This window comes from Arthrobacter sp. U41, assembly GCF_001750145.1.
GTDB lineage: Bacteria > Actinomycetota > Actinomycetes > Actinomycetales > Micrococcaceae > Arthrobacter.
This window is the reverse complement of record NZ_CP015732.1, coordinates 3,713,542-3,738,162: the sequence shown is the minus strand read 5'-3', so window position 1 is coordinate 3,738,162 and position 24,621 is coordinate 3,713,542. Positions and strand designations below refer to the sequence as shown.

The window sequence follows — 24,621 nt, the reverse complement described above, 5'->3', positions numbered from 1 at the left end:
ACGTGGACTTAAGTCAGCAAGGACCTGCTGAACGTGCGTGCTTGGACCGTGCCTTGACACACGGCAAAGCGGCACACAGTGCCGGCTCCACGCTTTCCGGACCTCAGGTTGGCGGCCGGCACCTCAGTAGCCCGGCACCACGCCGGTCTCCTTCGCCCAAGTTCCTAGGTCGTGTTCCCATGCCGGTAAATTTCGTCACAGCCTTGTCGGTCAAGTCCTTTGATGTACCGGACAAAAGACGATGCCCGGAGAACGCCGAATTCGATCTGGTCACCGTGGACGACTACTCGGTGGCCCGGCTGATCCTGGGCCCGGGCTGGCGGTGGTCCGAGTCCATCAAACCTTTCGAGCGGACCGAACGCTGCGAACATCACCATCTGGGGTTCTGCATCTCGGGGATGATGGAAGTGGAATCCTCCGAAGGGCTGCGCTTGACGATCCGCGCCAACGATACCTACGCGATTCCGCCCGGCCACGATGAATGGGTAGCGGGGCCGGCGCCGTTCGTGGCGGTGGAATTCCTCGGTGCGGCATCGTTCGGACGGCGCAGTGGCCGGGGTCTGCACGTCCGGACCTGACCGTCCGCCGGTGCCAACGTGGTAAGGTTGTTCGTTGTCTGGCAAGGCGCGGACGCACAATCCACCTTATTTCGGCATTTTATGCTGTTGAGATGGGTTTGCCCTGTGCCCAGTAGCAAAAGGCAGCGGTTGGCCGATGCTCTCCATCGTGGAGGCCAGTAACACACACACACCGCAGATATTGGAAGGACACAAGTGGCTAACAACACTCGTGCTCGCCGGACCGCACGCCTTTCGCGTGCACTCGGCATCGCTCTGACCCCCAAGGCCGCCAAGTACATGGAGCGCCGTCCGTACGGCCCCGGTGAGCATGGCCGTGCCCGCAAGAAGCAGGACTCCGACTACGCCGTACGTCTGCGCGAAAAGCAGCGTCTGCGCGCCCAGTACGGCATCCGCGAAGCCCAGATGACCCGTGCCTTCGAAGAAGCACGCCGCACCAAGGGCCTGACCGGTGAAAACCTGATCGAACTGCTCGAGATGCGTCTCGACGCCCTCGTGCTGCGTGCAGGCTTCGCCCGCACCATCGCCCAGGCCCGCCAGCTGGTTGTCCACCGCCACATCCTGGTCGACGGCATCCGCGTTGACCGCCCGTCTTTCCGCGTCGCTGAGGGCCAGCTGGTCCACGTACACAGCCGCAGTGAGTCCATGCCTCCGTTCCAGGTTGCAGCAGCCGGCGCCCACCGCGACGTCCTGCCGATGGTTCCGGCCTACCTGGACGTCAAGCTTGACGCCCTGCAGGCCCGCCTGGTCCGTCGCCCCAAGCGCTCCGAGGTCCCCGTGACCTGCGAAGAGCAGCTCGTTGTGGAATTCTACGCACGCTAGATCCAACGCGACACCTTACAAAGAAGCCCGTGGCAAGCGCCGCGGGCTTCTTTGTATGTAAGGTACTTGGGGGAGTTCTGCGGTTGCCGGCTGTTTAAGCCGGGGACGCACGCAGGGACACTACGCAACAAGGAGATGAACGACTATGACTGGTGGCGATATTGCCGGCCTGATCGCGGCCGGAGTGTTTGCACTGCTCGTCCTGCTGCTGGCGGTACCGATTCTGAAGCTCGGAGGAGTGTTCGACGAAGTGCGGACCTCCATCCGTTCGATCAGCGACGGTGCCACCCCGCTCATGGACGAAGTCACCGCCACCGTCTCGACCACCAATGAGCAGCTGAAGAAGGTCGACGGGATCGCGAACAACGTCTCCGACGCGTCAGCCAACATCTCGGCACTGTCCTCGCTCGTGGCCGCCACCGTGGGTTCGCCGCTGATCAAGGTCGCCTCCTTCAGCTACGGCGTGCGAGCTGCCTTTTCTGCCCGCAAAAAGCCCGCCACCGGCCGCCGCAGCCGCTAATCCCAGCTGGAGAACCTGACATGAACAGAATCATCTGGATGGGAATCGGCGTCGCCATCGGCGTCATCGCGTTCCGCAAGATCACCGAAGCGCAGTCCAACCTGGGCCCCGAGGGCCTTAACCGTGCGGTCGGCCGGCTCGCCGACGGTCTGTACGACTTCGCCGACGCCGTCCGGGAGGGCATGACCGAGCGGGAGACCGAACTCCGAAGTGCCCTGGGCATTGATGCAGGCCTGGAGCAGACCATCGCCAAGGGCCCCATGGGCCGGGATGCAGTCCGGCGCTAGCCGCGAGAGAATGAGAATTGGGCGGCACCCGTTAAGGGGCCGCCGGCACGGCCCAAGGCCGGGACCAGACCGTTCCGCGGAGCACGCGCGCGAACCACAAACGCAGTGAATATTGAAGGGTATGTAATCAGCTCATGAAGTCGCAGGAGATCACCAAGCGCTGGATCGACTTTTTTGTCAGCAAGGGCCACACGGCGGTTCCCTCCGCCTCGCTGGTCTCCAGCGATCCGTCCCTGCTGTTCACTGTGGCCGGCATGGTCCCATTTATCCCTTACCTGACGGCCCGTGAGGAAGCGCCCTACAAGCGCGCCACCAGCGTGCAGAAGTGCATCCGGACCGGCGACATAGAGGAAGTCGGCAAGACGGCCCGCCACGGCACCTTCTTCCAGATGTGCGGCAACTTCTCCTTCGGCGACTACTTCAAGGAAGACGCCATCAAGTTCGCCTGGGAACTGCTCACCAAGAGCGTTGAAGACGGCGGCTACGGGCTGCCGCCCGAGAACCTCTGGGTCACCGTCTACGAAGAGGACGACGAGGCGGAGCAGCTCTGGCTCAAGAACACCGGCATGCCCGCCGAGCGGATTCAGCGGATGGGCAAGGCGGACAACTACTGGTCCACCGGCCAGCCCGGCCCCGCCGGGCCCTGCTCCGAGATCTACTACGACCGCGGCCCGGCCTACGGCGTCGAGGGCGGTCCGATCGCCGATGAGAACCGTTACGTGGAAATCTGGAACCTCGTGTTCATGCAGTACCAGATCGACAATGTGCGCTCCAAGGTCGACTTCGACATCACCGGTGAACTCCCCAAGAAGAATATCGACACCGGCCTCGGCATGGAACGCCTCGCGATGATCCTGCAGGGCGTCGAAAACATGTACGAGACGGACCAGGTCCGCCCCGTCATCGACAAGGCCGCCGCCCTGTCCGGCCGCGAGTACACCTCCGCCGAATCCGCGCAGGACCCGCACCACACCGACGACGTCAGGATGCGCGTCGTCGCCGACCACATCCGCTCCTCCCTCATGCTGATCGCCGACGGCGTCACCCCCTCCAACGAGGGCCGCGGCTACGTGCTGCGCCGCCTGATCCGCCGCGCCGTGCGCTCGATGCGCCTGCTCGGGGTCGAGAGGGCCTGCCTGCCGGACCTGCTGCCGGCTTCCCGGGACGCCATGAAGGGTGTGTACCCGATCGTGGAGACGGACTTCGACCGGATCAGCCGGATCGCCTACGCCGAAGAGAAAGCGTTCCTGCGCACCATCGCGTCCGGCACGGCACGCCTTGAGGACGCCGTCAAGGAGTCCCAGGCCGCCGGCCGGCCGCTTTCCGGCGCCGACGCCTTCGCCCTCCACGACACCTACGGCTTCCCGATCGACCTCACGCTCGAAATGGCCGAAGAGGCCGGGCTGAAGGTCGACGAGCCCGAGTTCCGCAAGCTCATGCTGGAACAGCGCCAGCGCGCGCAGGCCGACGCCAAGGGCAAGAAGGGGTCCCACGCGGACCTCAGCGCCTTCCAGGAGCTGCTCTCCGCCGGGGAAACCGTATTCACCGGCTACACCGAACTCACCGGCGAGTCCAAGGTGCGCGGCATCCTCGCCGGCGGCCGCAAGGTTTCCCAGGCCGCCACGGGCGACGAGATTGAACTCGTCCTGGCCGAGACCCCGTTCTATGCCGAGGCCGGCGGCCAGGCTGCCGACACCGGGCTGATCACGGGCGACGGCTTCGTCGTCGAGGTCCTCGACGTCCAGCGCCCCATCAAGGGCCTGAGCGTGCACAAGGCAATCGTCCGCGAGGGCGAAATCGGTGCCGACTCCCTCGTCCAGGCGGCGGTGGACCGGGAACGGCGGCACGCCGCAGAGCAGGCCCACACCGGCACGCACATCGTGCACGCGGCCCTGCACCAGATCCTGGGCCCGGAAGCGCTGCAGCGCGGCTCCTTCAACAAGGCCGGCTACCTGCGGTTCGACTTCGCCTGGGGTGAAGGACTGAGCCCGGCCACCCGCTCTGAAATCGAGGAAGTCTCCAACATCGCCATCCGCAACAACTACCGGGTGGAGACCAAGATCATGGGACTCGCCGAGGCCAAGGCGCTGGGCGCCATGGCACTCTTCGGCGAGAACTACGGCAACGAGGTCCGCGTGGTGGAGATCGACGGCGCCTGGTCCCGCGAACTCTGCGGCGGCACCCACGTCGAGAACACCTCGCTGATCGGCAGCCTGTCGCTGCTCGGGGAACAGTCCGTCGGATCGGGAAACCGCCGCGTTGAGGCCTTCGTCGGCATGGATGCCTTCCGGCATCTCGCTGCCGAACGCGCCCTCGTCACCGAACTCACCGAGATGCTCAAGGTTCCCTCCGGCCTGCTCACGGACCGGATCGCCACCACCCTGACCAAGCTCAAGACTGCGGAGAAGGAGCTCGAGCGCCTCCGCAAGGAGCAGTTCACGGCGGCAGCCGCGCAGCTGGTCGGCACCGCCCGGGACGCCGCCGGCGTCAAGGTTATCGCCCACGACGCGGGCCAGGTCAGCGGCGCGGACGACCTCCGCGGCCTGGCTCTGGACCTGCGGACCCGCCTCGGCTCCGAGCCGGCTGCCGTTGCGGTCGCCGGTGTGAGCAATGACCGCCCGGTCATCCTGGTCGCCACTAACGAGGCCGCCCGCGCAGCCGGCGTCAAGGCCGGCGCCCTCGTGCGCCTCGCCGCCGGAATCCTCGGCGGCGGCGGTGGCGGCAAGGATGATGTTGCCCAGGGCGGCGGCACGGACGCCGGCAAGGTCGGCGCGGCCCTCGCAGCCGTCGTGGACGCCATCACCCGGCGATAACGGACGAGACATGAACGAAGCTGCCGTGCCCGGCGTCTACCCCAAGGGCGTGAAACTCGGGGTGGACGTGGGCACCGTCAGGGTCGGTGTGGCGGTCTGCGACCGTGACGGTATCCTGGCCACACCCTTGCGCACCCTGGAGCGGAACGCCAAGAAGGACACCGACGTTCGGATCCTTGCGGCTCTGGCCCTGGAACTCGGCGTGGTCGAGATCTTTGTGGGCCTGCCGCGGACAATGAAGGGCGAGGAACATGCCTCGGCCCGGATGGCCACAGACTACGCAAAGCTACTGGCGGGTAAACTGTGGGAGTGCGGTTGCGAGGTACCGGTACGGCTGGTCGATGAGCGGCTGAGCACCGTTACCGCCCACCGGAACCTGCACGAGGCTGGCATGAGCAGCCGAAATCACCGTAAGGTTGTTGATCAGGTTGCGGCCGCAGGTATCCTGCAACATGCAATCGATATGCAAAAGGCCAGGGGGACGGAGGTCGGAAGCCGCGTGTACGCGGAGTCCGCACCGGGGCCAAGCGCGGATGGCGCTCAAGCCCGTCCGGCGCTAGACACACATTCTGCACAACGCATTCTGCCCAAAATGGAAGGCTACAGTGAGCCCGGTCAACAGTGACGACGCCTCCGGTGACGCTTTCGGCGGCCTCAGCCGTTCGCTGACGCGTAAAGAGATCAGGGCCCGGGAGCAAATCCAGCGGACCCAGGAACACGACGCCATCCCGCCGCAGGCCTTCGAAACCGGCGAGGAGACCCCGGCAGCGCCGGTTAAGCCCGCCGGCACGCCTGAGCCGCCCGCGTCGGCCCCGACCGTGCACCATGAACAAGCCCATGAGGAACCTGTGCCGGAGCGCGCCACCCAGGCGCCCGTGCACGACGAGCCCCTGCACGAACAGCCCGTGCACGACGAGGCGGTGCACAACGAGCCCGTCCCTGTCGAGCAGGCTCACAACGAGCCCCTGCACCACGAGCCCGTTTACGACGAGCCCCTGCACGAGTACCCGGGGGAGGTGGCCCGGGAGGACGCAGCCCCGGATGCCGCCGACTTTGTCCCCGGCTACGAACCCCGCCATGACTCTGAGATTCACGACGGCCACGCCGTCCACCCCTCCGGGGAAGCACGCTACGTTTACGCCGATGCGGATGCCCGCCCGGACGAATACCACCACGAGGAAGACGGCCAGGTTGTCCTGGCCGGAGGTTCAGCCATCCGCACGACGAAGGGCCCGTCCAAGAAGGTCCGCCGCCGGCGCCGCTTCTTTGCGCTGTTGCTGACCCTGTTGGTCTTCGTGGTGGCGGTCTCCGTCGGCGCGCAGTTCCTTAAACCCCTCCTCGGCGGCGACACGCTGGCCGACTTCCCCGGCCCCGGAACCGGTGAGGTCCTTATCACCGTGCCGCCGGGCTCCGGGCCGAAGTCGGTGGCAACCGAACTGCAGGAAAAGAAGGTGGTCGCGAACGCGGACACCTTCCTCCGGGAGTTCCTGGCCTCCGGCGGTGCGCTGGCCCCCGGTGATTTCACCATGCGCACTGAAATGAAGAATTCCGACGCCGTGGCCGTACTGCTGAACCGGGACCAGGACAAGGTCATGTACTTCGCCCTGAGCGCCGGGCTCAGGATCGGCGAATCGCTCCAGGCCATCTCTGAGGGCACCGGCGTTCCGGTCGCCCAACTCAAGGAGCTCAGCGACTCGCCCGGGCAGTTCGGTGTGTCGGCCAGGGCCCAGAACCTCGAAGGATTCCTCGCCCCCGGCGAGCACCGGTTCCCGCTCGGCACCCCGGCCAAGGACGTGCTGCAGAAGCTTGTGACCACGACCCTGGACGAGCTCACGTCCCAGGGCGTCACCGATCCCGAGAAACAGTACGACGTCATCACCGTCGCCAGCATCGTCCAGGCCGAAGGCGGCCAGGCGGAGTACGGCGACGTGGCGGGTGCCATCTACAACCGGCTCAAGCCGGACAACATCGAGACGAACGGGCTGATCCAGTCCGACGCAACGGTGACCTACGGGCTCGGCATCAAGAGCTTCCACATTGACGAGGCGCAGAAGGCCGACAAGTCCAACCCGTACAACACCTACGCCAACCAGGGCCTGCCGGTGGGGCCGATCGGCTCGCCGGGCAAGACGGCGATCGACGCGGCCGCCAAACCCAAGACGAACGACTACCTGTACTGGGTGACGATCAACCTGGACACCAAGGAAACCCTGTTCTCCAAGACGCTGGCGGAGCACAACACCTACGTCGCCAGATACAACGCGTGGTGTGAGGCCAACCCCGGACGCTGCGTATGACGCCCCGGGCCGCCGTGCTCGGGCATCCGATCAGCCATTCGAAGTCGCCCGCGCTGCACCGGGCCGCCTACGCCTACCTCGGTGTGAAGCTGGACTATTCGGCGATCGATGTGACCGAGGACGCGCTGCCGGCCTTTATGGACCGGATCCGGGAGGACGTGCGGCAGGGAGACAGCTGGCGCGGGCTGTCGGTCACCATGCCGCTGAAGGCCGGCATGGCCCGCGAGGTGGACGAGGTCCGCGGGGTTGCCCGCGTCCTTGGGGTCGTGAACACCGTCGCGTTTGAGCCGCCGGCGCCGGGGGACAGCACCGGCTCCACCCGTCTGGTCGGCTACAACACGGACGTCGCCGGAATCGTCAACGCGCTGCGCCACGCCGGCGCCGTTTCCGCCCCCAACGGCGTTATCCTGGGCGGAGGCGGCACCTCAGCCGCCGCCATCGCAGCGCTGCAGGAACTGGGCGCGCCGGAAGCAGTGCTGTTTGTCCGCGACGTTAGCCGCGCCGCGGAGGCACGGGCGGCCGCCGCCGCCCTCGGCATGCCTGTCCGGATCCTCCCGCTGGGCGGGGCGGCTGCCGCCCTCGCCCGCGCCGACGTCGTGATCTCCACGCTGCCGCCGCACGCCGCTGACCCGCTGGCCGAAGAACTTGCAGAGCGGTTCGCCCCGGGCACCGGGGAGACGTCCCGTGAGAGCGCGCCGGGCCTGTCCGGTGTTCTGCTGGACGTCGCCTACGACCCCTGGCCCAGCCGGATCGCCGCTGCCTGGCAGGAAGCCGGCGGCACCGTTGTCCCCGGACTCGAGATGCTCATCTACCAGGCCGTGGAACAGGTCCGCCACTTCACCGGCCTCGGTGAGGCCGTGCCGGCTGAAGTCATAGATGTGATGTGTGACGCAGTCGGGGCGCCCCGACGGGTGTTCTAACCGCCGTACATGGCAGGATGGATTTTATGTTGCGTTGGTTGACCGCCGGAGAATCCCATGGCCCGGCACTGGTTGGAATTATCGAAGGCGTGCCCGCCGGTGTGGAACTCACCAGCGCCCGGATCGCCGATTCGCTGGCCCGCCGCCGGCTCGGCTACGGCCGCGGCGCGCGGATGAAGTTTGAACAGGACGTGGTCACGATCCTCGGCGGCGTCCGCCACGGCCTCACCCAGGGCGGCCCCGTGGCCATCCAGGTCGGAAACACGGAATGGCCCAAATGGGAGCAGATCATGTCTGCCGACCCTGTGGCCCCGGAGATCCTCGCTGACCAGGCACGCAATGCCCCGCTGACCCGCCCGCGGCCCGGCCACGCCGACTTCACCGGCATGCAGAAATACGGCTTCGACGAGGCGCGTCCCGTCCTGGAACGTGCCAGCGCCCGCGAAACGGCCACCCGCGTGGCGCTGGGCACCGTCGCCTCCGCCTTCCTCAAACAGCTCGGCATCGAGCTCGTTTCGCACACGGTGTCGATCGCCAGCACCGCGGTCCCGGAAGGCCGGCCGCTGCCGGTCCCGGACAATGTCCTGGCCCTCGACGCCGACCCGCTGCGCTGCTTCGACCGCGAAACCTCCGACGCCATGGTCGCCGAGGTCGACATCGCGCACAAGGAAGGCGAAACCCTCGGCGGTGTCGTCGAGGTCCTCGCCTACGGGCTCCCGCCGGGCCTGGGAAGCTACGTCCACTGGGACCGCCGCCTCGATTCACGGCTTGCGGCCGCCCTGATGGGCATCCAGGCCATCAAGGGCGTCGAAGTCGGCGACGGCTTCCTCACCGCCTCACGCCGCGGCTCCGCCGCCCACGACGAGATTGTCAAGGACGCCGACGGCAAGATCATCCGCACGTCCAACCGCGCCGGCGGCATCGAAGGCGGCATGAGCATCGGCGACGTGCTCCGTGTCCGCGCCGCGATGAAGCCGATCGCCACCGTGCCCCGCGCCCTCAAGACCGTCGACGTCAGCACCGGCGAGGCCGCCAAGGCCCATCACCAGCGTTCCGACGTCTGTGCGGTGCCCGCGGCCGGCGTCGTCGCCGAGGCCATGGTGGCCCTTGTCCTGGCCGAGGCCGTTACGGAAAAGTTCGGCGGCGACTCCGTGCAGGAGACCGCCCGCAACATCAAGGGTTATCTGGACAACATTCCGGCGTCCCTGGACTCGATCGGCCAGTAGTGCCGGCTGAAATGCCGGCAGTGCCGGCCAGGAGGACCGCCAGGCCGATCGCGTTGATCGGGCCGATGGCGGTGGGCAAATCAGCGATCGGACACCAGCTTTCGCAGCAGCTGGGAGCGGCGTTCGTGGACACCGATGTGGTGGTGGTCGCGAACCACGGGTCCATCGCGGAGATCTTCGCCAGCCGCGGTGAGCGAGCCTTCCGGGAGCTTGAAGCCCGTGCCGTCGCACGGGCCATCGAAAACGCGCAGGGCAGCAACACCGTCATCTCCCTGGGCGGTGGCGCCGTGCTGGACTCCGGCACCCAGCAACTGCTTCAGCACTGCACCGTGGTCTACCTTGAGTGCGACGCGGACACTGTGGCGGAACGTATTGCCAGGAATTCCGGCCGGCCCCTGCTGGCTGGCGATGCCATGGAACGATGGAAGTCGCTGTTCGCCACCCGCCGGCCGGTCTACGAACGGCTGGCCGACCTGGTAATCGACGTGCGCGACGGATCAGTTCCTGATCTGGCACACAGGATTGAAAATGCCCTGCGCGGTTATGCCGCCGCGGGAACCGCGGCGGCAACCACGCCAGCGGCGACAAAGGAAGTTGAAAAGTGATCACTGAATCAACAGTCATCAAGGTCACCGGGCAGACGCCCGGTGAGAACTACGATGTCGTTGTGGGCCGCGGCCTGCTGGCAAACCTGCCCGGGCTACTGGGGGAGCGGGTAAAACGGGTACTCGTCGTCCACCCCCGCGCGCTGCGCCTCACCGGCGACACCGTCAGGGAGGAACTTTCCACGGCAGGGTTCACGGCACTCACGGCCGAAATTCCCGACGCCGAGGAAGGCAAGCACATCGAGGTGGCCTCCTTCTGCTGGCAGGTGCTCGGCCAGAACGACTTCACCCGTTCGGACGCCATCGTCGCCGTCGGGGGCGGGGCCGTGACCGACCTTGCCGGATTCGTGGCCGCGACCTGGCTGCGCGGGGTCAAGGTCATCCACATGCCCACGAGCCTGCTCGGCATGGTGGACGCCGCCGTGGGGGGCAAGACCGGGATCAACACTGCCGAAGGCAAAAACCTCGTCGGGGCGTTCCACCCGCCCGCCGGTGTGCTCGCAGACCTGGACACCCTGGACACGCTGCCCAAGAACGAGATGATCTCCGGCATGGCCGAGGTCATCAAGTGCGGCTTCATCGCCGACCCGGCCATCCTGGAGCTGATCGAAAAGGACCCGGCCGCCGTCTCGGACCCCCGCTCGGAGGCCGTGCGGGAACTCATTGAACGCGCCATTGCGGTGAAGGCCAGGGTCGTGTCCGAAGACCTGAAGGAAACCGGCCAGCGCGAGATCCTCAACTACGGCCACACCCTGGGCCACGCAATCGAACTTGCCGAGCGCTACTCCTGGCGCCACGGCGCCGCCGTCTCCGTCGGGATGATGTTCGCCGCGGAACTGGCGCGCAGCGTCGGCCGGCTCAGTGACGCGGACGCCGACCGGCACCGCAGCATCCTGGAAAGCCTCGGGCTGCCCATTACCTACCGCCGCGACCGCTGGCAGGCACTGCTCGACGGCATGCGGCGGGACAAAAAGTCCCGGGGCGACCTGTTGCGCTTCGTGGTGCTCGACGGCGTGGCCCGCCCCGGAATCCTCGATGTCCCGGACACCTCGCTGCTGTTCGCCGCGTACCAGGAGATCGCCTCCTGATGCCATTCCCCACAGGCGGCACCAGCGACTGGCCGGACGGAGGGTTGGCCGGGATCAAGATCAACCCGGACACCCTGGTGCCGCAAATCGTCAACGAGGACGCCGTCGCCGCAGCGCTGGCAGCCTCGACCGACCCCGGTGACCTGATCTTCGTGCGCCTCGTCGAGGGGCACCCCGCCGAAGCCGCGGAACTGCTGGCCGAAGCCCGGTACAACGACCCCTCCTCGCTGCGCCTGCGCATCTTCGAAGCGGATGTACTGCGGGTCTCCCACCGGCTGGACCGGGCGGTCGAACTGTTCCGCCACCTGCTGGCGGAGACCCGCGGCACCCCGGACGAGGCCGACATCCGGCAGCTGCTCGGCCGCTCCTACTTCACCAGCGGCAACATTGCCGCCGCCGTCGAAAACTTTGCCAAGGCGCTGGACCTGCGCGTGGCCGGATCCGCCGACGCGGCCCAGATCTACGCTTCGACCGTGGCGCTGCAACGCGCCCGGGACGTGCTCGACCTCGCCTCCTGAGAACCGGCAGCCGGGGCCCCCGCGGAGGCACCGCACGGGCATGTCAGGCAGCGGACCGCCGAAGCCGGTAGAATGGTACTTGGATTTTTGATAAATACGCGCTGGCAGGCCACTAGGCATGCTTGCCCGGCATAAACCGGCTGGCGGCTAGAAGCAGCCAAAAACGAAACCAGAGGAAACAGTGGCAACCACTAACGACATCAAGAACGGAACCGTCCTCAAGCTTGAGGGCCAGCTCTGGAACATCATTGAGTTCCAGCACGTCAAGCCCGGCAAGGGCGGCGCGTTCGTGCGCACCAAGATGCGTAACGTGATGTCCGGCAAGGTCGTTGACAAGACCTTCAACGCCGGACTCAAGATCGAGACCGCCACGGTGGACCGCCGCGATTACCAGTACCTGTACCAGGACGGCGCGGACTTCGTGTTCATGGACACGTCCGACTTTGACCAGCTCACGGTTCCCGGCGCAACCGTCGGTGACGCCACCAACTTCATGCTTGAGAACCAGATGGTGAACATCGCCATCCACGAGGGCAACCCGCTCTACATCGAGCTGCCCCCGAGCGTCGTGCTCGAGATCACCTACACGGAGCCGGGCCTGCAGGGCGACCGCTCCTCGGCCGGCACCAAGCCCGCCACCCTCGAAACCGGCTACGAGATCCAGGTGCCCCTGTTCGTCGAGAACAACACCAAGGTCAAGGTCGACACCCGCGACGGCAGCTACCTTGGGCGGGTCAACGACTAGTGAGTGCACGCGGTAAGGCCCGTAACCGGGCCCTGGATGTTCTCTTCGAGGCGGAACAGCGTTCCGTGTCGGCGTTCGATGTGCTGAAGTCCCGCCGCGAGCAGACGGACCAGATCGTCAACCCGTACACCCTCGAAATCGTTGAGGGCGTTGTCTCGCACCAGAGCGCGATCGACGAATTCCTGGAAACCTACTCGCAGGGCTGGACCCTGGAGCGGATGCCCTCGGTGGACCGCATCATCCTGCGGATCGGCACCTGGGAACTGCTCTACAACGACGACGTTCCCGACGGCGTTGCCGTCAGCGAGGCCGTGGCGCTTGCCAAGACCCTCTCCACGGACGAGTCGCCGTCGTTCATCAACGGCCTGCTGGGCCGGCTGCAGCAGCTGAAGCCTTCGCTGCTCGCCTGAAACAGCTCGTTCCGAAACGAAGAACCCCGCCCGGGTCACCCGGGGCGGGGTTCTTTCGTTCCCGGACATCCGGGGTTCGGCCCGGTGCAGGGCCGGGGCCGCGGTGAAGTGCGACTGTCAGCCGACGACGGCGGCCCGGAGGGCGGCGATTTCGGCGAGCTGGTGCCGCTCGTCGAGCTGGTGCGCCGGCACGTCCCGGCCGCTGAGGATCCGCTGCCGGGTGAAGGCGAGCTGGGTTGCGGCATGGAGCAGGGTCCTCATCTGCGGGCCGCGGCCGACGGACCTGGCCCAGCGCAGGGCAGCACGCCGGCCGGCACCGGTGGCCAGCATGTCCACCTCGGCCCCGGTGAACCAGCCGGCCGCCGCGTACTCCTTAAGCCGCTGGCGGGTGAGCCGGCGCTCCGCGACCCGCAGCAGCACGATGACCAGGACCGCCAGCAGGAAAGTCGGCACCTGTACCAGCACGTACTGGGCCAGGAAGTTCGGGCCCATGCTGTTCCAGCCGCTGTGCAGCAGCATGGCGGGAACCAGTCCGACGCCGAACGCCAGCACGGACAGCCCGTTGTGCCAGCGGCGCGCGGCCAGGCCCATGATCAGCCCGGTGGTGCCGGTGAAAATGGCGTGGGCGAACGGTGACATGACCCCGCGGAGGAAGAACACCACAGCGAGGTCGGTCCCGGGATCGCCGGATTCGGCGATGGCACGGCCGAAGTAGAGGATGTTCTCGGTGAACGCGAAGCCGGCCGCGATTGTGAAGGCGAACACCACACCGTCCACCGGCCCGTCGAAATGTTTCCGGGCGAAAAGCAGGAGCAACAGCAGCCCCAGGGACTTGGCGAATTCCTCGACCACCGGCGCCTGGACCGTCACGGCAAACGTCGTGTAGTCCAGGCCGGAGGCAGGCCCGGCCACGAGCGAGAAGTACGGCTGAACCAGCATCGTCACCGCAACCGACACGACGGAGCCCCACACAAAGGCGAACAGCAGCAGCGCCTTGGGCTCGGGCTCCCAGCGGTCAATGAAGCGTACCGTCAGCAGCACGGTCGCCAGCGGAACCAGCGAGGCGATAAAGCCGATAACAAACCCGGAGATGCCGGTGCTGCCCAGCAGGAAGGGCAGGACCATGAACAGGCTGATGAAGGCGAGGAAACCGCCGGCCAGCGCCAGCCCCACAACGCCGGCGGAACGGCGGCGGCTCCGGACCGCCGGAAGGGCCGGCAGGGGTGCGGGCCGGAACCGGCCGCGGTCGTTGGCCGGAGCCGGCCGGTAGAACTCGGGCTGGACATGGCCCAGCCACGTCGGGTTGGCCTGCTGGGGAAGCGGCCCCTGGCCGCCGGGGGAGTAGCCCGGGTGGTCTCGCCCCGGCCGCGGCTCGTTCGTCGTCATGGACTCGAGCCTAATGTCCGTGTGAGGTTAAACGCATGCCCGCGGCGCCGGGGCGTCAGCCCCGCTGTGGTAATTTGAAAGGGCAAACCATCCTTTTTTAATTCCGTCCCGTGAGGCGGGGAAAGGGGAGACGAGCGTTGACTTCTGTCCCAGAAGCACCGGTTCCGGCCAAGGTTGTACTCACCCGAGTGGTACTCAACCAGGCGGACATCGACCGTGCACTCACTCGTATCGCCCATGAGATTCTTGAGTCCAATAAGGGCTCCCAGGACCTGGTCCTGCTGGGCATCCCGCGGAGGGGCTACCCCCTCGCCGTGCGCCTTGCCGCCAAGATTGCCGCCGCCGATCCCACCGTGGACCCCGCCGCGATCGTGGGGCAGCTCGATGTGACCATGTTCCGCGACGACCTTTCCCACCAGGGCTTGCGCCCGCCGTACCCCACCGTCCTGCCGCGCACCGGCATCGACAACAAGGTGGTGGTGCTGATCGACGACGTCCTGTACTCCGGCCGGACCATCCGCGCCGCGCTCGACGCGATCATCGACCTCGGCCGGCCGCGCATCGTCCGCCTCGCGGTGCTGATCGACCGCGGCCACCGGGAGCTTCCCATCCGAGCGGACCACGTCGGCAAGAACCTCCCCACCTCCTCGTCCGAGAAGGTCCGGGTCCGGCTCGAGGAAACCGACTCCGCCGGCGGCGGGGGAATAGACGGCACCCCCGTCAACGAAGTGGTCATCGAGGCGACCGCGTGAAGCACCTGCTCTCCACGGAAGACCTGAGCCTGTCCAACGCCATCCGCATTCTCGACACCGCCGAGGAAATGGCGGCCGTTGGGGAGCGTGAGGTCAAGAAGCTTCCCACGCTGCGCGGCCGGACCGTGGTGAACCTGTTCTTCGAGGACTCCACCCGCACCCGCATCTCCTTCGAAGCCGCCGCCAAACGGCTCTCCGCCGACGTGATCAACTTCGCCGCGAAGGGCTCCTCCGTCTCCAAGGGCGAATCGCTCAAGGACACGGCGCAGACGCTCTCGGCGATGGGGGCCGACGCCGTCGTCATCCGGCACTGGGCCTCCGGCGCGCCGCACCGGCTCGCCGCCACGGACTGGATCGACGCCGCCGTCATCAACGCCGGCGACGGCACCCACGAACACCCCACCCAGGCGCTGCTGGACGCCTTCACGATGCGCCGGCACTGGTCGAAGCTGGCCGGCACAGCGTCCGCCGGTGCGGACCTCACCGGCATGCGGGTCGCGATCGCCGGGGACGTGCTGCACTCCCGGGTGGCCCGCTCCAACGTCTGGCTGCTACGCACCCTCGGCGCCGAAGTCACCCTGGTGGCCCCGCCCACGCTGCTGCCGATCGGGGTGGAAAAGTGGCCGTGCAGCGTCAGCTATAACCTCGACGAGACCCTTGCCCGGGGCGTGGACGCGGTGATGATGCTCCGCGTGCAGGGCGAACGGATGAACGCCTCCTTCTTCCCCACCACCCGCGAATACTCGCGCCGCTGGGGCTTTGACGACAACCGGCTCCGCGCCCTGGACAGCCTGGGCTTCAAGGACACCATCATCATGCACCCCGGGCCGATGAACCGCGGCCTGGAGATTTCCTCCGCCGCGGCGGACTCGCCCCGCTCCACGGTCCTGGCCCAGGTCCGCAACGGCGTGTCCATCCGGATGGCGGCCCTCTACCTGCTGCTCTCCGGGGACACCCGCGAACCGGCGCACCAAGCGAACTCCACTCATTCCACCTCCGCAGAGAACAACTCCGCCAACGTCACCAAGGAGAGCCACTGATGGCATCACAGCAACAGGACGCAGGCACCGGCGCCTACCTGATCCGGGGCGCCGCCATTCTCGGCGGAGCACCTGAAGACCTCCTGATCCGGGACGGGATCATCGCCGAACGCGGCAAGAACCTCCCGGCCGACGGCGCGACCGTCATCGAGGCCGCCGGACTCGTGGCCCTGCCCGGCATGGTGGACATCCACACCCACCTGCGCGAACCCGGCCGCGAAGACGCCGAAACGGTCGAGACCGGCACCCGCGCCGCGGCCCTGGGCGGCTACACCGCCGTGCACGCGATGGCGAACAGCACGCCGGTGGCGGACACCGCCGGCGTCGTCGAACAGGTCCTCACCCTGGGCCGCACCGCCGGCTGGGTGGACGTCCGCCCGGTGGGCGCGGTCACCGTCGGCCTCGCGGGGGAGCAGCTCGCCGAACTCGGCGCCATGGCAGACTCCCGCGCCCGGGTCCGGGTCTTCTCCGACGACGGCATCTGCGTCCACGACCCCGTGCTGATGCGCCGCGCACTGGAATACGTCAAGGCGTTCGACGGCGTCGTGGCCCAGCACGCGCAGGAACCCCGGCTCACCGCCGGCGCGCAGATGAACGAGGGCGAGGTCTCCGCCGTCCTCGGACTCACCGGCTGGCCCGCCGTCGCCGAGGAAAGCATCATTGCCCGGGACGTGCTGCTCGCCCAGCACGTCGGCTCCCGGCTGCACGTCTGCCACGTCTCCACCGCCGGGTCCGTGGAGATCATCCGCTGGGCCAAGTCCCGCGGCGTGAACGTCACGGCCGAGGTCACCCCGCACCACCTCTGGCTCACGGACGAACTTGCCCGCAGCTACGACCCGGTCTACAAGGTCAACCCGCCGCTGCGCACCGACGCCGATGTCCAGGCCCTGCGCGCCGCACTGGCCGACGGCACGATCGACGTCGTGGGCACCGACCACGCCCCGCACCCGAGCGAGCACAAGGAATGCGAGTGGGCCCAGGCGGCCATGGGCATGACCGGGCTGGAAACCGCGCTGTCGGTGGTGCAGCACACCATGATCGAAACCGGGCTGATGGGCTGGGCGGACTTCGCCCGCGTCACCTCCGCCGCTCCGGCCGCGATCGGCCGGCTGGCCGACCAGGGCCGCCCGCTCGACGCCGGCGAGCCCGCCAACGTCACACTGGTGGACCCGGCTGCGCGCTGGACCGTGGACCCTTCTAAGATGGCAACCATGGGCCGTAACTCTCCGTTTGCCGGCCGGGAACTTCCCGGCAAGGTGGTGGCGACATTCTTCAAGGGCCACCCCACCGTCCTCGACGGCAAGCTCAACACCCCGTACCGGTGGCTCCCGGAGAACACAGAGTTTTCCGGCACCGCGGCGGCGGGCAGCAACTGATGGACAAACTTCCCTTCTTCCTGCTGATGCTGGCCCTCGCCGTTGGCATTTTCGCCATGCTGGCGGTCGGCTGGCGGAACCGCCTGCGCCGCCAGGCCGACGTCGACCCGCTGCCGGAGATCCCCGCGGAACTGGGCGCGCCGCTGGCAGCAGCCGACGGGCAGTACGTCGCCTCCACCACAGCCGGTGACTGGCTGGACCGGATCGCCGTCCACAATCTGGGCATCCGCACCAACGCCGAACTGAGCGTCCACCCGGAAGGCGTGCTCTTCGACCGCTCCGGCGCCGGCCCGGTCTTCATCCCCGCGGCCAGGCTCACCGGGGTGCGGCAGGAAAGCGGCATGGCCGGAAAGTTCGTCGAAAAGGACGGGCTGCTGGTGCTCAGCTGGATGCTCGGCACCCGCGAACTGGATTCCGGATTCCGCACCCGGCACGCCGAAGACAAAACCACCCTCCTCAACGCCCTGCAAGATTTGATCCCCGCGGCCCCTCAGGCCAATGCCGATAGTGGAAAGTAACAACGTGACGGACCCGAACCAGATGACATCAAACGCAGCAGCATCCACGCCCGCAGCCCTCGTGCTCGAGGACGGCCGGATCTTCCGCGGCACCAGCTACGGCGCCACCGGAACCGCGCTCGGCGAGGCCGTGTTCGCAACCGGCATGACCGGCTACCAGGAAACCATCACGGACCCCTCCTACGCCCGCCAGCTCGTGGTCCAGACCGCCCCGCACATCGGCAACACCGGTGTGAACAAGGACGACGCCGAGTCCCGGCGGATCTGGGTGGCCGGCTACATCGTCCGCGACGCCGCCCGCCGCCCCTCCAACTGGCGCTCCGAACGCAGCCTCGACGACGAACTGGTCGAACAGGGCATCGTCGGCATCCAGGGCGTGGACACCCGCGCCATCACCCGCCACCTCCGCGAGCACAAGACCATGCGCGCCGGCATCTTCTCCGGCGACGCCGTCCGGGCCACCGACAAGGAACTCGTCGACACCGTCCTGGCGAGCGCCCCGATGGAAGGCTCACGCCTGGCCGAGGAAGTCAGCGTCGACAAGGCCTACACCGTGGAACCGAAGGACTGGGGCTGGGACGGCGAACCGCGCTTCAGCATTGCCGCCATCGACCTCGGCATCAAGCGGATGACCCCCATCCGCTTCGCCGAGCGCGGCGTCCGGGTGCACGTGCTGCCGGCCACCGCGACCCTGGCCGATGTCCAGGCCGTCAACCCCGACGGCTTCTTTATGTCCAACGGCCCGGGGGACCCCGCGACCGCCGACAACCAGGTCAAGCTGCTCCGCTCGGTCCTGGACGAGAAGATTCCCTACTTCGGCATCTGTTTCGGCAACCAGATCCTGGGCCGTGCCCTGGGCTTCGGCACCTACAAGCTGCGCTACGGCCACCGCGGGATCAACCAGCCCGTGATGGACCGCCGCACCGGCAAGGTCGAGATCACCTCGCAGAACCACGGCTTCGCCGTCGACGCCCCGCTCGACGGCGCCACCCAGGCCCCCGAGGAGCGCTTCGGCCGCGTCGAGGTCAGCCATGTGAGCCTCAACGACGACGTCGTCGAAGGCCTGTCCTGCCTGGACATCCCGGCCTTCTCGGTGCAGTACCACCCCGAGGCCGCCGCCGGCCCGCACGACGCCGCCTACCTTTTCGACCGCTTCATCGACCTGATGGCGGACACCAAGAAGGCAGCCTCCAAAACTTCCACCGAATCCAAGACTGAGGACAAGAAGTAATGCCCAAGAGAACTGACCTCAAGAGTGTCCTGGTCATCGGTTCCGGCCCGATCGTGATCGGCCAGGCGGCCGAATTCGACTACTCCGGCACCCAGGCGCTGCGCGTCCTCAAGGAGGAAGGCCTCCGCGTCATCCTCGTCAACTCCAACCCGGCCACGATCATGACCGACCCGGAGTTCGCCGACGCCACCTACATCGAGCCGATCACCCCCGAAGTGGTCGAGAAGATCATCGCCAAGGAACGCCCGGACGCGCTGCTGCCCACCCTGGGCGGGCAGACCGCGCTCAACACCGCCATCGCGCTGGACAAGAACGGCGTGCTGGCGAAGTACAACGTGGAGCTGATCGGCGCCAACATCGCCGCCATCGAACTCGGCGAGGACCGGCTGAAGTTCAAAGGCGTGGTGGAGCGCTGCGGCGCCGAATCGGCCCGCAGCCACATCATCCACACCATCGACGAGGCGCTCACCGCCGCGCAGGACCTGGGCTACCCGATGGTCGTCCGGCCCTCCTTCACCATGGGCGGCCTTGGCTCCGGCCTCGCCTACGACGAGAACGACCTCCGCCGGATCGTCGGGCAGGGACTGCAGTACAGCCCCACGTCCGAGGTGCTGCTCGAAGAGAGCATCCTGGGCTGGAAGGAATACGAGCTCGAGATGATGCGCGACAAGAACGACAACGTCGTGGTCGTCTGCTCCATCGAGAACTTCGACCCGGTCGGCGTGCACACCGGCGACTCGATCACCGTCGCCCCCGCCCTGACCCTGACCGACCGCGAGTACCAGCGCCTGCGCGACATCTCCATCGCCGTCATCCGCGAGGTCGGCGTCGACACCGGCGGCTGCAACATCCAGTTCGCCATCGAGCCCGACACCGGCCGCGTCGTCGTGATCGAGATGAACCCGCGCGTCTCCCGCTCCTCAGCCCTGGCCTCCAAGGCCACCGGCTTCGCGATCGCCAAGATCGCCACCAAACTCTCGCTCGGCTACACCCTGGACGAGATCCCGAACGACATCACGCAGAAGACCCCGGCCTCCTTCGAGCCGACCCTGGACTACGTCGTCGTGAAGGTCCCGCGCTTCGCCTTCGAGAAGTTCCCGGCGGCGGACCCCACGCTGACCACCACCATGAAGTCGGTGGGCGAGGCCATGGCCATGGGCCGGAACTTCACCGAGGCACTGCAGAAAGCGCTGCGTTCCCTCGAGCAGAAGGGCTCCCAGCTGGACTTCAGCCACGTCCCGGAATGGGAAGTCCCGGAACTGATCGAGAAGTCCAAGCGGCCCACGACCGACCGGCTGCACCAGGTCCAGCGCGCCCTGCTTGGCGGTGCCACCGTGGAGCAGCTCTTCGAAGCGACGAAGATCGACCCCTGGTACCTGGACCAGCTCCAGCTGCTCAACGAGATCTCCATCGAGATCCGCAAGGCCGCGGCCCTGACCCCGGAGATGCTGACCCGGGCCAAACGCCACGGCTTCTCCGACGAGCAGATCGGTGCCCTGACGCACAACTCCGAGGACGTCGTCCGCGGCGTCCGGCAGGCCCTCGGCATCCGCCCGGTCTACAAGACCGTGGACACCTGCGCCGCAGAGTTCGCCGCGTACACGCCCTACCACTACTCCTCCTACGACGAGGAGGATGAGGTCGCGCTGCACGCCAAGCCGTCCATCATCATCCTCGGATCCGGGCCCAACCGGATCGGCCAGGGCATTGAGTTTGACTACTCCTGCGTCCACGCCTCCATGGCGCTGCGCAAGGCCGGCTACGAGACCGTGATGGTCAACTGCAACCCCGAGACCGTCTCCACCGACTACGACGTCTCCACCCGGCTGTACTTCGAGCCGCTCACGCTGGAGGACGTGCTCGAGGTCATCGCGGCCGAGGAGCGCACCGGCGGAGTGATGGGCGTCTTCGTCCAGCTCGGCGGCCAGACCCCGCTCAAGCTCGCCCAGCAGCTCGCCGACGCCGGCGTGCCGATCCTCGGCACCTCACCGGAAGCGATCGACCTCGCCGAGCACCGCGGCGCCTTCTCCCAGGTGCTCGACCGGGCCGGACTGATCTCACCGAAGAACGGCACCGCCGTCTCCTTCGAGGACGCCAAGAAGATCGCCGACGAGATCGGCTACCCGGTCCTGGTCCGGCCGTCCTACGTGCTCGGCGGCCGCGGCATGGAGATCGTCTACGACGAGCCCAATCTCTCCCGCTACATCGCCAACGCCACGGAGATCACCCCGGACCATCCGGTACTGATCGACCGGTTCCTCGAGGACGCCGTCGAAATCGACGTCGACGCCCTCTACGACGGCACCGAAATGTACCTCGGCGGCATCATGGAGCACATCGAGGAAGCCGGCATCCACTCCGGCGACTCGGCCTGTGTGCTGCCGCCCATCACCCTGGGCAACAACGTCCTGGAGCGGGTCCGCACCGCCACGCTGGCGATCGCCGAGGGCGTGGGGGTCCGCGGCCTGATCAACATCCAGTTCGCCCTGGCCTCCGATGTGCTCTATGTCCTGGAGGCCAACCCGCGTGCCTCCCGCACCGTCCCGTTCGTCTCCAAGGCGACCGGCGTGCAGATGGCCAAGGCGGCGGCCCTGATCGGCACCGGCGTGACCATCAACCAGCTCCGCACGGCCTACAAGATGCTGCCGGAAACCGGCGACGGCTCCACCCTGCCGCTGGACGCCCCGGTCTCGGTCAAGGAGGCCGTGCTGCCGTTCAGCCGCTTCCGCACCCCTGAAGGCAAGGTGGTGGATTCGCTGCTCGGGCCGGAAATGCGCTCCACCGGCGAGGTCATGGGCATCGACAAGCACTTCGACACGGCCTTCGCCAAGAGCCAGGCGGCCGCGAACAACGCGCTGCCCACCGAGGGCAAGATCTTCGTCTCCGTGGCCAACCGGGACAAGCGCTCGGTCATCATGGGCGTGAAGCGGCTCTCCGACCTGGGCTTCGAGATTGTCTCCACCGGCGGCACCGCCGATGTGCTGCGCCGCAACGGCATCCAGGCCACCCCGGTCCGGAAGGTCGCCGACGGCTCCAGCGCCGAAGGCGAGGGGACCATCGCAGATCTCGTCATCGCCGGCGAGATCGACATGGTCTTCAACACCCCCTCCGGCGGCGAAGCCCGCAGTGACGGCTACGAACTGCGCGCCGCGGCGACGTCGATCGGCATCCCCTGCATCACCACGGTTGCCGAGTTCAACGCCGCCGTCCAGGCGATCGAGGCGCTGCGGACCTACGAGTGGTCGGTCACGAGCCTGCAGGAGCACGCCGCGGCACTGTTTGCGTCCCAGGAACGCGTCTCACAGGAACGCGTCTCGCTGGCCGCGGAAACGCAGAAAACATCCGCACATGCCTGAGACTGTCACCACTGACCCCACCGGCCGGGAGTCCTTCGGCTCCCGGCTGGGCCGGGCCATGGCGGACCGCGGTCCGTTGTGCGTCGGGATCGATCCGCACCCGGCCCTGCTCCAGAGCTGGGGACTGAACGACGACCTCGCCGGGCTGGAGCGCTTCTCGCTCTGCGTCCTGGAGGCGGTGGCTCCGCTCGCTGCCGCGGTCAAGCCGCAGGTAGCGCTGTATGAGCGGCACGGTTCGGCCGGAATAGCCGTCCTGGAACGCGTCCTCGCCGCAGCGGCGGAGGCCTCGGTCCTGACCATTGCCGACGCCAAGCGCGGCGACATCGGCTCCACCATGGCCGCTTACGCCGATGCCTGGCTGCGCGACGGTTCGGCCCTGGCCGCTGACTCGGTCACACTGAGCCCGTACCTGGGCTTCGAATCGCTCCGGCCGGCCCTGGACCTCGCGGCACAGACCGGCCGCGGCGTCTTTGTCCTGGCGCTGACCTCGAACCCTGAGGGCGCCTCCGTCCAGCACGTTGGCGGCGCGGATTCCGTGGCCCGCCGGATCGTCCGGGCGGCAGCCGCGGAGAACCGGCGCTACCCGGGGGAGATGGGTTCAACCGGACTCGTCGTCGGCGCGACCGTCGGCTCCGCGCTCACGGACCTTGACCTGGACCTCGCCGCGGTGCGCGGCCCGATCCTCGCCCCGGGACTCGGTGCGCAGGGCGCCACGGCAGCGGACTTGCGCCGCACCTTCGGCAGCGCCTACGGCCAGGTGCTGGGCACCTCAAGCCGGGACATCCTCGGTGCCGGACCGCGGATCCAGGACCTGCGTGACGCCGCCCGGCGGACCCTTGAGGAGCTGCGCGCGGCCTAGGACAGACCCCCGGGTGGCAGGGACTGCGGCGCGCTCCTCATAGGCAGGGACGGCGCGTTCATCACCGGCAGCGACTTCCTCATGGACGGCGGCGTCACAGCATCGTACTTCTACGGCGAACTCAAGCCGCAGTGAACGCCGCCGGCACATCCGGCTGCGCCCAGGGCCGGGGCCGCGCGTCAACGGGGCTGCGCAGCGGAACTTGTCCATTGATTTCTGCCAGGCCGAGACGGTAGGTTCAGGACAAGTCCGCGGTACCGGCCGGGGCACTGTTCGGCCCGTCCGGACGGGCCGTGTGCGGTCCGTCCGACAACGCAGGGAGGCATTCAGTGAGTTTGCGACCCCTCACTCCGCAGGAGCGTGCCGACGCCCTCGCGAAGGCCGCCGCCGCCAGGACCACCCGGGCCGCAGCCAAGGACCGCCTAAAGTCAGGCACCCTGACAATCGCGGAATTGCTCAGTGCCGGGCAGACCGACGATGCGATCGCCCGGATGCGGATCGTGGAACTGCTCGAGGCGCTGCCCGGCATCGGGCGGGTGCGCGCCGCGGCGATCATGGAACAACTCGGGATCGCGGCCTCGCGGCGGGTCCGCGGCCTGGGAATTCACCAGCGCCGGGCGCTGGTAGATTTTATAGACGACAAACAGCCCGGTCCACCGGGCTGACTCCAACCCCGCCCGAAGGAATATGTGAGCAACAAACCGGGACTGACAGTCCTCGCCGGCCCGACGGCTGTTGGTAAAGGCACAGTGTCCACCTACATCCGGGACAACTATCCCGGCGTCTGGCTTTCCGTCTCGGCGACCACGCGCCCTCCGCGGCCCGGCGAGATCGACGGCGTCCACTACTTCTTCAAGTCAGCCGAGGAATTTGATTCCCTGGTCGAAAACGGGGAACTGCTGGAGTGGGCCGTGGTCCACGGACGCAACCGCTACGGCACGCTGCGCAGCAGCGTGGACGCTGCGATTGCCGACGGCCGTTCCGTGCTGCTGGAGATTGACCTGCAGGGCGCCCGGCAGGTCAAGCAGGCGGTGCCGGAGGCGCAGTTTGTCTTCCTCGCGCCCCCGAGCTGGGACGAAATGGTCCGCCGCCTCGTGGGCCGCGGCACGGAAACAGCCGAAGAACAGCAGCGGAGGCTGGAAACCGCTAAACTAGAACTTGCCGCTGAACCGGAGTTTGACCACACCGTCATCAATGATGACGTTCGACGGGCAGCGGACGAGCTTGTTTCACTCATGGGGCTGACCCCGAACCCGCGCTAGGCGCCGGGACGT

At 67.5% G+C, this 24,621-nt stretch carries 24 protein-coding genes; 23 read left to right on the top strand and 1 reads right to left on the bottom strand.

The annotated features are described in order from the left end of the window. Nucleotides 1–179 precede the first annotated feature (179 nt). From ASPU41_RS17005 to nusB, 14 genes are all read left to right on the top strand, one after another. Complete coding sequence (locus tag ASPU41_RS17005) at nt 180–578, top strand: cupin (protein ID WP_069951913.1); 399 nt, start codon at nt 180–182, stop codon at nt 576–578. 195 nt (nt 579–773) lie between these two features. Next, entirely contained in the window at nt 774–1,400 is a 627-nt protein-coding gene (rpsD, locus tag ASPU41_RS17000; RefSeq protein ID WP_069951912.1) for a 30S ribosomal protein S4, read from the top strand. Between the two features lie 145 nt (nt 1,401–1,545). Beyond that, entirely contained in the window at nt 1,546–1,920 is a 375-nt protein-coding gene (locus tag ASPU41_RS16995) for a DUF948 domain-containing protein (RefSeq protein ID WP_069951911.1), read from the top strand. A gap of 20 nt (nt 1,921–1,940) precedes the next feature. Further along, nucleotides 1,941–2,207 carry a DUF6167 family protein gene (locus ASPU41_RS16990; protein ID WP_442856209.1) on the top strand — a complete coding sequence of 89 codons (267 nt, stop codon included), beginning with the start codon at nt 1,941–1,943 and terminating at the stop codon, nt 2,205–2,207. A 134-nt stretch (nt 2,208–2,341) separates the two neighbouring features. Next, nucleotides 2,342–5,020: an alanine--tRNA ligase gene (gene alaS, locus ASPU41_RS16985; RefSeq protein WP_069951910.1), complete on the top strand. Its 2,679-nt coding sequence runs from the start codon at nt 2,342–2,344 to the stop codon at nt 5,018–5,020. A 10-nt stretch (nt 5,021–5,030) separates the two neighbouring features. Further along, nucleotides 5,031–5,645: a Holliday junction resolvase RuvX gene (gene ruvX, locus ASPU41_RS16980; protein WP_069951909.1), complete on the top strand. Its 615-nt coding sequence runs from the start codon at nt 5,031–5,033 to the stop codon at nt 5,643–5,645. Beyond that, nucleotides 5,626–7,317: an endolytic transglycosylase MltG gene (mltG, locus tag ASPU41_RS16975; protein WP_069951908.1), complete on the top strand. Its 1,692-nt coding sequence runs from the start codon at nt 5,626–5,628 to the stop codon at nt 7,315–7,317. Before ruvX ends, mltG begins: the two co-directional genes overlap by 20 nt. Then, nucleotides 7,314–8,237 (top strand): shikimate dehydrogenase, encoded by a 924-nt coding sequence (locus ASPU41_RS16970; protein WP_069951907.1) that lies wholly within the window; start codon nt 7,314–7,316, stop codon nt 8,235–8,237. The genes mltG and ASPU41_RS16970 overlap by 4 nt, the downstream gene beginning before the upstream one ends. A gap of 26 nt (nt 8,238–8,263) precedes the next feature. Further along, entirely contained in the window at nt 8,264–9,463 is a 1,200-nt protein-coding gene (aroC, locus tag ASPU41_RS16965; protein WP_069951906.1) for a chorismate synthase, read from the top strand. Nucleotides 9,464–9,474: 11 nt separating this feature from the next. Beyond that, nucleotides 9,475–10,068: a shikimate kinase gene (locus ASPU41_RS16960; RefSeq protein WP_069952772.1), complete on the top strand. Its 594-nt coding sequence runs from the start codon at nt 9,475–9,477 to the stop codon at nt 10,066–10,068. Further along, nucleotides 10,065–11,156, top strand: a complete 1,092-nt coding sequence (aroB, locus tag ASPU41_RS16955; protein ID WP_069951905.1) for a 3-dehydroquinate synthase — start codon at nt 10,065–10,067, stop codon at nt 11,154–11,156. The genes ASPU41_RS16960 and aroB overlap by 4 nt, the downstream gene beginning before the upstream one ends. Then, nucleotides 11,156–11,674 carry a tetratricopeptide repeat protein gene (locus ASPU41_RS16950; protein WP_069951904.1) on the top strand — a complete coding sequence of 173 codons (519 nt, stop codon included), beginning with the start codon at nt 11,156–11,158 and terminating at the stop codon, nt 11,672–11,674. Before aroB ends, ASPU41_RS16950 begins: the two co-directional genes overlap by 1 nt. A 181-nt stretch (nt 11,675–11,855) precedes the next feature. Continuing rightward, nucleotides 11,856–12,419, top strand: coding sequence for an elongation factor P (efp, locus tag ASPU41_RS16945; RefSeq protein WP_024368580.1), 564 nt, complete (start codon nt 11,856–11,858; stop codon nt 12,417–12,419). Continuing rightward, nucleotides 12,419–12,829: a transcription antitermination factor NusB gene (gene nusB, locus ASPU41_RS16940; protein WP_069951903.1), complete on the top strand. Its 411-nt coding sequence runs from the start codon at nt 12,419–12,421 to the stop codon at nt 12,827–12,829. Before efp ends, nusB begins: the two co-directional genes overlap by 1 nt. 117 nt (nt 12,830–12,946) lie before the next feature. Here nusB and ASPU41_RS16935 read toward each other — a convergent pair whose 3' ends face one another. Continuing rightward, nucleotides 12,947–14,215 carry a PrsW family intramembrane metalloprotease gene (locus tag ASPU41_RS16935; RefSeq protein WP_069951902.1) on the bottom strand — a complete coding sequence of 423 codons (1,269 nt, stop codon included), beginning with the start codon at nt 14,213–14,215 and terminating at the stop codon, nt 12,947–12,949. 137 nt (nt 14,216–14,352) lie between these two features. Between ASPU41_RS16935 and pyrR the strand changes: the two genes are divergently transcribed. The 9 genes from pyrR (at nt 14,353) to gmk (ending at nt 24,609) form a co-directional block, all read left to right on the top strand. Next, nucleotides 14,353–14,967, top strand: a complete 615-nt coding sequence (pyrR, locus tag ASPU41_RS16930; protein WP_069951901.1) for a bifunctional pyr operon transcriptional regulator/uracil phosphoribosyltransferase PyrR — start codon at nt 14,353–14,355, stop codon at nt 14,965–14,967. Then, nucleotides 14,964–16,007: an aspartate carbamoyltransferase catalytic subunit gene (locus ASPU41_RS16925; RefSeq protein WP_069951900.1), complete on the top strand. Its 1,044-nt coding sequence runs from the start codon at nt 14,964–14,966 to the stop codon at nt 16,005–16,007. The genes pyrR and ASPU41_RS16925 overlap by 4 nt, the downstream gene beginning before the upstream one ends. Further along, nucleotides 16,007–17,383 (top strand): dihydroorotase, encoded by a 1,377-nt coding sequence (locus ASPU41_RS16920; protein WP_069951899.1) that lies wholly within the window; start codon nt 16,007–16,009, stop codon nt 17,381–17,383. Before ASPU41_RS16925 ends, ASPU41_RS16920 begins: the two co-directional genes overlap by 1 nt. After that, on the top strand, nt 17,383–17,901 hold the full coding sequence (locus ASPU41_RS16915; RefSeq protein ID WP_069951898.1) for a PH-like domain-containing protein: 519 nt from the start codon (nt 17,383–17,385) through the stop codon (nt 17,899–17,901). Before ASPU41_RS16920 ends, ASPU41_RS16915 begins: the two co-directional genes overlap by 1 nt. After that, the gene (gene carA / locus ASPU41_RS16910; protein ID WP_069951897.1) at nt 17,882–19,132 is read left to right on the top strand and encodes a glutamine-hydrolyzing carbamoyl-phosphate synthase small subunit; all 1,251 of its coding nucleotides are present in this window, start codon (nt 17,882–17,884) and stop codon (nt 19,130–19,132) included. The genes ASPU41_RS16915 and carA overlap by 20 nt, the downstream gene beginning before the upstream one ends. Next, nucleotides 19,132–22,488 (top strand): carbamoyl-phosphate synthase large subunit, encoded by a 3,357-nt coding sequence (carB, locus tag ASPU41_RS16905; protein WP_069951896.1) that lies wholly within the window; start codon nt 19,132–19,134, stop codon nt 22,486–22,488. Before carA ends, carB begins: the two co-directional genes overlap by 1 nt. Continuing rightward, complete coding sequence (gene pyrF / locus ASPU41_RS16900) at nt 22,481–23,347, top strand: orotidine-5'-phosphate decarboxylase (protein ID WP_069951895.1); 867 nt, start codon at nt 22,481–22,483, stop codon at nt 23,345–23,347. Before carB ends, pyrF begins: the two co-directional genes overlap by 8 nt. Nucleotides 23,348–23,676: 329 nt before the next feature. Continuing rightward, a complete protein-coding gene (gene mihF / locus ASPU41_RS16895) occupies nt 23,677–24,012 on the top strand; it encodes an integration host factor, actinobacterial type (RefSeq protein WP_069951894.1) in 336 nt (111 codons plus the stop codon). Nucleotides 24,013–24,036: 24 nt separating this feature from the next. Next, the gene (gene gmk / locus ASPU41_RS16890; protein ID WP_069951893.1) at nt 24,037–24,609 is read left to right on the top strand and encodes a guanylate kinase; all 573 of its coding nucleotides are present in this window, start codon (nt 24,037–24,039) and stop codon (nt 24,607–24,609) included. The last annotated feature ends 12 nt before the right edge of the window (nt 24,610–24,621 follow it).